The 7,962-nt window shown below is 56.9% G+C and carries 8 protein-coding genes and 2 pseudogenes; 4 read left to right on the plus strand and 6 right to left on the minus strand.

Annotated features, from left to right (window positions below):
* Positions 1-34: 34 nt before the first annotated feature.
* Complete coding sequence (phoB, locus tag K5E40_RS17505; RefSeq protein ID WP_007896474.1) at positions 35-724, minus strand: phosphate regulon transcriptional regulator PhoB; 690 nt, start codon at positions 722-724, stop codon at positions 35-37.
* Positions 725-875: 151 nt separating this feature from the next.
* Between phoB and K5E40_RS17510 the strand changes: the two genes are divergently transcribed.
* The gene (locus K5E40_RS17510; RefSeq protein WP_221731912.1) at positions 876-1,262 is read left to right on the plus strand and encodes a hypothetical protein; all 387 of its coding nucleotides are present in this window, start codon (positions 876-878) and stop codon (positions 1,260-1,262) included.
* A gap of 49 nt (positions 1,263-1,311) precedes the next feature.
* Here the strand turns inward: K5E40_RS17510 and ubiA are convergent, their stop codons facing one another.
* Positions 1,312-2,202 carry a 4-hydroxybenzoate octaprenyltransferase gene (ubiA, locus tag K5E40_RS17515; RefSeq protein WP_221731913.1) on the minus strand — a complete coding sequence of 297 codons (891 nt, stop codon included), beginning with the start codon at positions 2,200-2,202 and terminating at the stop codon, positions 1,312-1,314.
* Positions 2,202-2,762: a chorismate lyase gene (locus K5E40_RS17520; protein WP_221731914.1), complete on the minus strand. Its 561-nt coding sequence runs from the start codon at positions 2,760-2,762 to the stop codon at positions 2,202-2,204. Before K5E40_RS17520 ends, ubiA begins: the two co-directional genes overlap by 1 nt.
* A gap of 201 nt (positions 2,763-2,963) precedes the next feature.
* On the opposite strand from K5E40_RS17520, the gene K5E40_RS17525 reads away from it, so the two are divergent.
* The 3 genes from K5E40_RS17525 (at position 2,964) to K5E40_RS17535 (ending at position 4,765) form a co-directional block, all read left to right on the plus strand.
* Positions 2,964-3,131, plus strand: a complete 168-nt coding sequence (locus K5E40_RS17525) for a rubredoxin (protein ID WP_221731915.1) — start codon at positions 2,964-2,966, stop codon at positions 3,129-3,131.
* A 20-nt stretch (positions 3,132-3,151) separates the two neighbouring features.
* Positions 3,152-4,300 (plus strand): NAD(P)/FAD-dependent oxidoreductase, encoded by a 1,149-nt coding sequence (locus K5E40_RS17530; RefSeq protein WP_221731916.1) that lies wholly within the window; start codon positions 3,152-3,154, stop codon positions 4,298-4,300.
* Between the two features lie 189 nt (positions 4,301-4,489).
* Entirely contained in the window at positions 4,490-4,765 is a 276-nt protein-coding gene (locus K5E40_RS17535; RefSeq protein ID WP_003213368.1) for an HU family DNA-binding protein, read from the plus strand.
* A 94-nt stretch (positions 4,766-4,859) separates the two neighbouring features.
* On the opposite strand, the gene K5E40_RS17540 is transcribed toward K5E40_RS17535, so the two are convergent.
* From K5E40_RS17540 to tssI, 3 genes and pseudogenes are all read right to left on the minus strand, one after another.
* The gene (locus tag K5E40_RS17540; RefSeq protein ID WP_221731920.1) at positions 4,860-5,939 is read right to left on the minus strand and encodes a hypothetical protein; all 1,080 of its coding nucleotides are present in this window, start codon (positions 5,937-5,939) and stop codon (positions 4,860-4,862) included.
* Between the two features lie 13 nt (positions 5,940-5,952).
* A pseudogene (locus K5E40_RS17545) lies at positions 5,953-6,318 on the minus strand (DUF2931 family protein); the annotation flags it as partial.
* Positions 6,309-7,067: pseudogene (tssI, locus tag K5E40_RS17550) on the minus strand (type VI secretion system tip protein TssI/VgrG); the annotation flags it as partial. The pseudogenes K5E40_RS17545 and tssI, both read right to left, overlap by 10 nt.
* Positions 7,068-7,962 lie beyond the last annotated feature (895 nt).

Genomic DNA, 7,962 nt, shown 5'->3' on the forward strand with positions numbered 1-7,962 from the left:
AGTACGGTCCTTGTCAGCGAGTCTGGCGGTCGGGTCAGGCCTTGGTGGAAAACCGGTAGCCAGTGCCGCGCACGGTTTGTACCAGATTTTCGTAGGCGTCGCCGAGGGCCTTGCGCAGACGGCGTATGTGCACGTCGACGGTGCGCTCTTCAACATAGACGTTGCCGCCCCAGACCTGATCCAACAATTGGCCACGGGTGTAGGCGCGTTCCTGGTGGGTCATGAAGAATTGCAGCAGGCGATATTCGGTCGGGCCCATCTCGGCCGGTTTGCCATCGATGGTCACGCGGTGGCTGATCGGGTCGAGCAGCAGCCCACCGACTTCGATCGGCGCTTCGCCGTCGGTCGGACCGGCGCGGCGCAGCACAGCTTTGAGGCGCGCCACCAGTTCGCGTGGGGAAAACGGTTTGGTGATGTAGTCATCAGCGCCGACTTCCAGCCCCTGGATCTTGTTGTCCTCTTCGCCCTTGGCGGTGAGCATGATGATCGGGATGTCCCCGGTCAGTTCGTCACGTTTGAGGCGGCGGGCCAGTTCGATGCCGGAGGTGCCGGGCAGCATCCAGTCGAGCAGGATCAGGTCCGGCTTGCGGTCGACGATGATGGCGTGCGCCTGCTGCGAGTTCTCCGCCTCGAGGCAGTCATAGCCGGCCATTTCCAACGCAACGGCGATCATTTCGCGAATGGGCGCTTCGTCGTCAACGATCAGAATGCTCCTGCCAACCATGCCTTAATCCTCTTGTCATTTAACTGTCTTGCGCCGCATTAGATAACGGAATTATTGCAGTCGTGTGACAGTATTTTAGTCCGCCAGCGGTTGTGCGGATCCTGAACTACGCTCTAAGTCCGAATCCTGACAACCACAAAAGAAGGTTTCCATGACTCAAATGACGTTTTCCTTTAAAGCCCTGCTGATGGCTGCTGCTCTGACTCTGCCTGGATTAGCGATGGCGGCCGAGCCGGCCATGATGAAGGACGGCATGATGGTCGATCACAAGGGCATGACCGTTTACACGTTCGACAAAGACGCCGACGGCAAGTCGATGTGCAACGCCGATTGCGCCAAGAACTGGCCACCGATGATGGCGCCAGCGGACGCCAAGGCTGAGGGCAAATGGAGTGTCATCAAGCGCGATGACGGCATGATGCAATACGCCTACGACGGCAAACCGCTGTACACGTTCATGAAGGACGAAAAACCTGGAGAAATGAAAGGCGACATGATGAAAAACATGTGGCATGTCGTCCACATGTCACAGAAATAACGGGCTTCAGTGCTTGAACATCGGCCCCGGTCTCCGGGGCCGTATTGTCTCAATGCAACGCGTAATCCAGCACGATCCCGACAAAAATCGCCAGCCCGGCCCAGTGGTTGTGTAAAAACGCCTGGAAGCAGCGCAACCGGTCCTTGCTGCGGGTGTACCAGAATTCCCACGCATAGCATCCCGCCGCTACCAGCAAGCCGAGATGGAACCAGATTCCCAATTCGAACTTCGAACCCGCCAGCAACAGGCAACCCAACGACAGCGCCTGCAACGTCAGGATGATCACCCGATCCGCCTCGCCGAACAGAATCGCCGTGGATTTCACCCCGATCTTCAGGTCGTCATCCCGATCGGTCATCGCGTAATAGGTGTCGTAACCCACCGTCCACAGCAGGTTGGCGATCCACAGCAACCACGCCGCAGCGGGCACTTCGCCGGTTTCGGCGGTGAACGCCATCGGCATGCCCCAGGAAAACGCCGCACCCAGCACCACCTGCGGGTAATAGGTGTAGCGCTTCATGAACGGATACGTGAAGGCCAGCGCCAAACCACCCAGCGACAGCCAGATCGTCGGCGCATTGGTGCACAGCACCAGCAGGAAACTCACGCCCATCAGCAGCGCGAAGAACACCAGCGCCTCTTTCGAGCTGATCTTGCCGCTGGCCAACGGTCGTTGCGCCGTGCGTTTGACGTGGCCGTCGACCTTGCGGTCGGCCCAGTCGTTGATCACGCAGCCACCGGCGCGGGTCAGCACCACGCCGAGGACAAAAATCACCACGTTGGCCAGCGATGGCGAGCCTTTGCCGGCAATCCACAGTGCCCACAGCGTTGGCCACAGCAGCAAGTAAATGCCGATCGGCTTATCCATGCGGGTCAACTGAATGAAATCCCAGGCGCGCGGATTCAAACGGTTCAGGGACTTGAGCAGGCTCTGGTACATCAGCAGTTCTCCGGATCGGCGCGGACGGCGCTCCACAGGCTCGGCAGGAAAATTTCCGCTACCAGTACGCTCAGTGCGCCACGGTCGAAACGCGAGCGACGGCCCCACAGGTCGGGCGAGCGTGACGCTTGTGGCAGCCAATGTTCCGGGTAGTGACAGACTTCGATGGCGCGGCGCTGGAAGGCGTGATCACAAAACAGCAACTCGCCCAGCGAGCGGCTGCCCAGTTCGTCCATGTGCAAACCGTCGCCCTGCAAGGCGCTGCGCGAGGCCACGCTGCGGGCGAACACCCAGGCCTCGCCATGGCCGCGCAAGTACACTTCGCGCACCCAACCTTCACTGCCTTCGGCCAGATCCAGCGCGGTGCATTCGTCGGTTCGCAAAGTGTCCCAGCCCTCAAACAGCGGCGTTACGCTGAAGCCGTCGTTCGACAGGCGGGTCAGTCGGCGGGTCAGCGAACCTTCGTCGAACAACCAGCTCAGGGTCAACGAATCGGGGAGGGGCGTCAGTTGGCTTTGAGTCAGCCAGAGCGGGGCCGGAGAGGAATTTGAATGTTGCACAATGAGTCATTATTGGCCGCAAATGAGGCGGCGAGCTTACCATGGCAGGCCGCGAGATTGATGGAACCGGGTCGCCGTTGCGCCGAACAGGCTTGCATCTGCCCGGCACCCTCAGTACAAAACGCCCTGAGCCGGATGGCAGCGCAGCACCCATCGACCGTCCGCGCCGGTAAAACGTCTGAATCCTGAGGAAGTACCTGAATGAAAAAGTGGCAATGTGTGGTCTGCGGCCTGATCTATAACGAAGCCGACGGCTGGCCGGACGACGGTATCGCGCCGGGCACCCTGTGGCAGGACGTGCCGCAAGACTGGCTGTGCCCGGACTGCGGCGTCGGCAAGATGGACTTCGAAATGATCGAAATCAACTGAGACACACCAAGGAGTAAGGCATGAACGCACCTGTCGTAATCGTCGGCACCGGGCTTGCGGGTTACAACCTGGCCCGGGAGTTTCGCAAACTCGATAGCGAAACCCCGCTGCTGCTGATTACCGCCGATGACGGCCGCTCTTACTCCAAGCCGATGCTCTCGACCGGTTTCGGCAAGAACAAGGACGCCGACGGTCTGAGCATGGCCGAACCGGGCGCCATGGCCGAGCAGTTGAAGGCCGAAGTGCGCACCCACACGCGCATCAGCGGCATCGACGCCGGACACAAGCGCTTGTGGATCGGCGAAGAGGCCGTGGCCTACCGCGACCTGATCCTGGCCTGGGGCGCAGAAACCGTGCGCGTGCCGATTGAGGGCGACGGTGCGGATCTGGTTTTCCCGATCAACGATCTTGAAGACTACGCACGCTTCCGTGCCGCCGCCGCCGGTAAGCGCCGGGTATTGCTACTCGGCGCCGGCCTGATCGGCTGTGAATTCGCCAACGACTTGATCCTCGGCGGCTACGAAGTGCAACTGGTCGCCCCGTGCGAACAGGTCATGCCGACGCTGCTGCACCCGGCCGCTGCGGCAGCCGTGCAGGCGGGGCTGGAAAGCCTCGGTGCGCGTTTCCACCTCGGCCCGGTACTGACCCGCCTGCAGAAAGTGGCCGACGGTTTGGAAGCGCATCTGTCCGACGGTCAGGTCATTGCGTGCGATGTGGTGGTGTCGGCCATCGGCCTGCGTCCACGCATCGATCTGGCGGCGGCTGCTGGCGTGCAGGTCAATCGCGGCGTGGTGGTCGATCGGCATCTGAAGACGTCCCATGCCAATATCTACGCCTTGGGCGACTGCGCCGAGGTCGACGGGCTGAATCTGCTGTACGTCATGCCCCTGATGAGTTGTGCGCGAGCGCTGGCACAAACCCTGGCGGGAAACCCGACGGCAGTGAGCTATGGTCCCATGCCGATCACCGTGAAAACCCCGGTGTGCCCGTTGGTGGTTTCGCCCCCGCCACGGGGCAGCGAAGGCGTGTGGACAGTCGAAGGGCAGGGCGCCGACATCAAGGCCGTGTGTCATAGCGCTGACGGCCAGTTGCTCGGTTATGCCCTGACCGGCGCGGCAGTGATGGAAAAACTCGCACTGAACAAACAGCTTCCGCCGTTGCTGGCGTAAATACCGGTCGTTCTGTCGGAATCACCCCGCTTTTGCCCCTACAAAGGTCGCGTGGAGACTGGCGCCGCCGGTATCCGCGTGCCATCCTCACTCCGTCTGCCGCAGAGTAGAGCCTGCGGCGCCTTGGGCGCTGTTCCAACGAGAACAGCACGGACATAACAACAAAAAACCGTCAAAGGGGCTTCACTAATGCGTAAACCAGAACTCGCCGCTGCAATCGCTGAAAAAGCAGATCTGACCAAAGAACAGGCCAACCGCGTGCTCAACGCCGTTCTCGAAGAAATCACCGGCGCTCTGCACCGCAAGGACAGTGTCACGCTGGTGGGCTTCGGCACCTTCCTGCAACGCCACCGCGGCGCCCGCACCGGCAAAAACCCGCAAACCGGCGAGCCGGTGAAAATCAAGGCCAGCAACACCGTTGCGTTCAAGCCAGGCAAATCGTTGAAAGACAGCGTTAATCCATAATTGCGGCGAAGTCCCTGAACACGGGGAGAACCGCAATAAAAAATGGGCACACCGATTGCGGTCGGGTGCCCATTTTTTGTGGCTGTAAATCGGCTTATTGACGCCGGAAGCAGGCCTTGCCGTTGCCAAAATTGACGGCCAAGCAGTTGGGTTCGATGGCTAATTGCAGATCTTTGAACAACACAGAAAGATCGCCGTTGGCAGGGTCAGGATAGGCTTGCCAGTCCAGCGTCGCCCATCGAGTTTCCGGCATGACGGTGAACCACTCGATTTCATCAGGAGAATTTTGTGTATGCAAACCGATTTTCGCCAATGCTTTATTTGGGGAGAACGGCAGTGTCAGCGTGTTTCGCTGCGAGTCTGTCCAAACCTCCTTCAATGTCGAACCGTCTTCGAATTGCCAATGAACGTCCACTGGATGGATCGCGGGTGGTGAGACCGGATCGAAGTGATAAAACGTCAACCAATAGTTATGGTCAACTCGTTCTCGCTCATCTGGAGCCAGATATTGGCGGGTGGTCGCCAGATCAAATCCGATTGGTTGTTCGAACGTTAAGGGCTGGTTTTTTCGTTTCTTCCAGCCAATATTGAAGGCTCGGCTATCCCCCGCGACATCGAACCATTGATAAGTTCCACGATTATGATCTGTGCCAAAGCCAATTTTTTTCAGAGTTCTCTGGTGATCGTAAGGAAACCAGAGGTCTGTTTGTTGATTCGAGTTCAAGAGCAATTGACCCGGTGGACCTGAATCGAACTCGAGACTGACCATCACGGGTTTCAGGGGCGGCGGCGCAGGTTGGTGATCGTACCGTAGCTCTAAAACGTAGCTCTCTTTAGCCAACTCATTTTTTTCTTTGTCGGCATATTCCTTTAGTTCGATCAGCGTTCTCTCGTGTGAAAGATTGTAGGAAAGCTTCTTTGCTGGTTGGGCAGCAGGCTCTTGCTCCAGCATGAGAGTGTTTTCCTCGACATACCAGTTTCCCTTGGCGACACCGCCAGCCGATCCGTAGGCGATACCAGCAGAAAAGGTGCCGTCCTTACGCAACAGCAACTCGGCGCCCATTTCCATTGCGCCCGTCAGGTAGTAATGGCCGTCCAGTGGCGAGGTGTCTGCAAACGCCTGGGTAGCGGGAAGCCACATCAGCGCTGCGAACAACTGCGGTTTCAATTCCATGAGGTAATGCTCCTTACCAGCTCCCGAAGGGAATGCCGAATTTTTCGATGTAGGCTTTAGATTCAGGTGATAGAGACAGTGCGTACTGCCCCTCGTTTTTTCCTTGATACGGGCCTTCCTTCATTACACTCCCTTTGAACCGAGTAATCTCGACAGACTTGAGGCAAGCGCCCCTTAGCCAGACCTTTGCAATACCGCCGGGAGCCAAGCCAATACCCATGTCATCGCGGTAGTCCGTGATCCATTTGCCATCAGCCCTGCAGAAAGCTTTTTCCGGCTTACGCATGATTTCCCGAGCCGATTCGCAAATGGTGATGTAAGCCTCATAGGTTTGGGGTTCAGCCAAGGATTGCCATCGTATATAGATCAGTATCGGTAGTCCTTGAGATCGGGACTGAATTCGGCGGTGAAGCGGCTCTCCAGTAGCAGACTTGGGCGTTGAAGATCGTAGTCACGACGGGTCACCGTGCTGGTGCGCGTGTTGAAGCCCATGGTCAGCTGATTGACCACGGATTGTTCCGCGACCATGCCGCTGTCGGCCTGAAAGTGCGTTGTACCCAGACTGGGGGCGAACACTGGGCTGTCAGTGAACACCAGTAAATGCCCGTCGACCGAATGCTGGTGATGCCAGGCAATTCCATCTTCGGCGCACAAACGCTGGAGGAACATGAAGTCGCTTTCGCCGTACTGCGTACAGTACTCACGCGGCGGATTCGGGTTGATGTGAAAGGTGAATACATCGCTTTGAAAGCCGTGCCTTTCGAGCACCTGCGCGATGATCTGCGGTACCGTACGCTGCTGAAAAATTCGCTGATCCTGGCTGAACTGCAGATAGTGCAACGCTGGCACCAGCGTCAGCTCATAGCGGGTCAGGCGTTTACCGGACTCTGTGACCATTACATCTTCGATGCGCCCGTGAATACCTTCGCCGTTGAGGCCGAATTGTAGAAACGCGGGTTGGCTGAGCAGGCTCTCCAGATCGAAGTCCGGATACTCGCTGACCAGTTCGATTCGGACGGAGTAAAGCTGGCTGATGGCCTCGGTGCCGTTAAAGGCAAGCACCTTGAAATCGTGACGAACGGCTGGGATTTGCAGGGTAAAAGGCGCGCAGTTGCCCGTACTGAACATACGCTTGTCCTTAAGCAATGGGAGTCTTGGCGCGGTGTTCGATCATCCTTGATCGCCGCGCGGAAAAGTTTTGCCAAGGCACGCTAGCAACGCGGGAAATAAATTGATGTAAGAAGTATCTCTGACATTTGTCAGAGCATTCCGGATGTGAAAGTGCGGGGTAAATTGAAGGAGAAGACTGTAGGAGGGAACTTCGATAATTATTGAGTTGGCACTGATGTACAGTATTGCCGGCCCTGTGAAACTTTCAGAAAGTGAAATGCCATCAAATTGATGGCACTTTTATTGATGGATGTTGTCGGCGGTAAATTGTTTATAGAGATCGATTGGATTTCGGAAGAATCCTACTTTTATTTTTTAAAAATTTTGTCATGCTTTACGCCGCTTATTGGGACGGTCGTTCGAAATGAAGTGGCCTGACTTCGCTGGATGCTCTGGATCAATGGTTTGGAGGGTGCTGGGCAAACGCGGAGAATTTAAAGCGGTATCAGGGAATCCCCTGCCACATATAAGGCGATCTCTTACAAGCACCAATGAACACTTCGTCTTGTTGTTTGATCAGATGCTTGCTAGTGGCCATCATCGTGAGTACGATGCGCCCACTTGAAAGAGCACACACTCAATAGGATGAGTCATGTCACTGCTCTTCGATACTGTCCAGCGCTCCTGAAATTCCAATAGGCGCACGACTGTAATCCCAATTAAAGGCCATGGATGTCCTACTCAAGCAAACTTTCCGCCCATTACCTCGAACTCGCTAAAGGAAACTCTGAAAAAGGTTTCAAAATCTGGTGAAATATCTCCCATCACATGAGCTGAACGGTTGATCCCCCCATGAAGCAGATTTCTTTCGCCGATGCCGAGTACGCAGGTAAACGTAAGCGAACCCGCCGTG

The organism is Pseudomonas baetica, assembly GCF_019733355.1.
In the GTDB taxonomy this organism is placed as follows: Bacteria; Pseudomonadota; Gammaproteobacteria; order Pseudomonadales; family Pseudomonadaceae; genus Aquipseudomonas; species Aquipseudomonas baetica_A.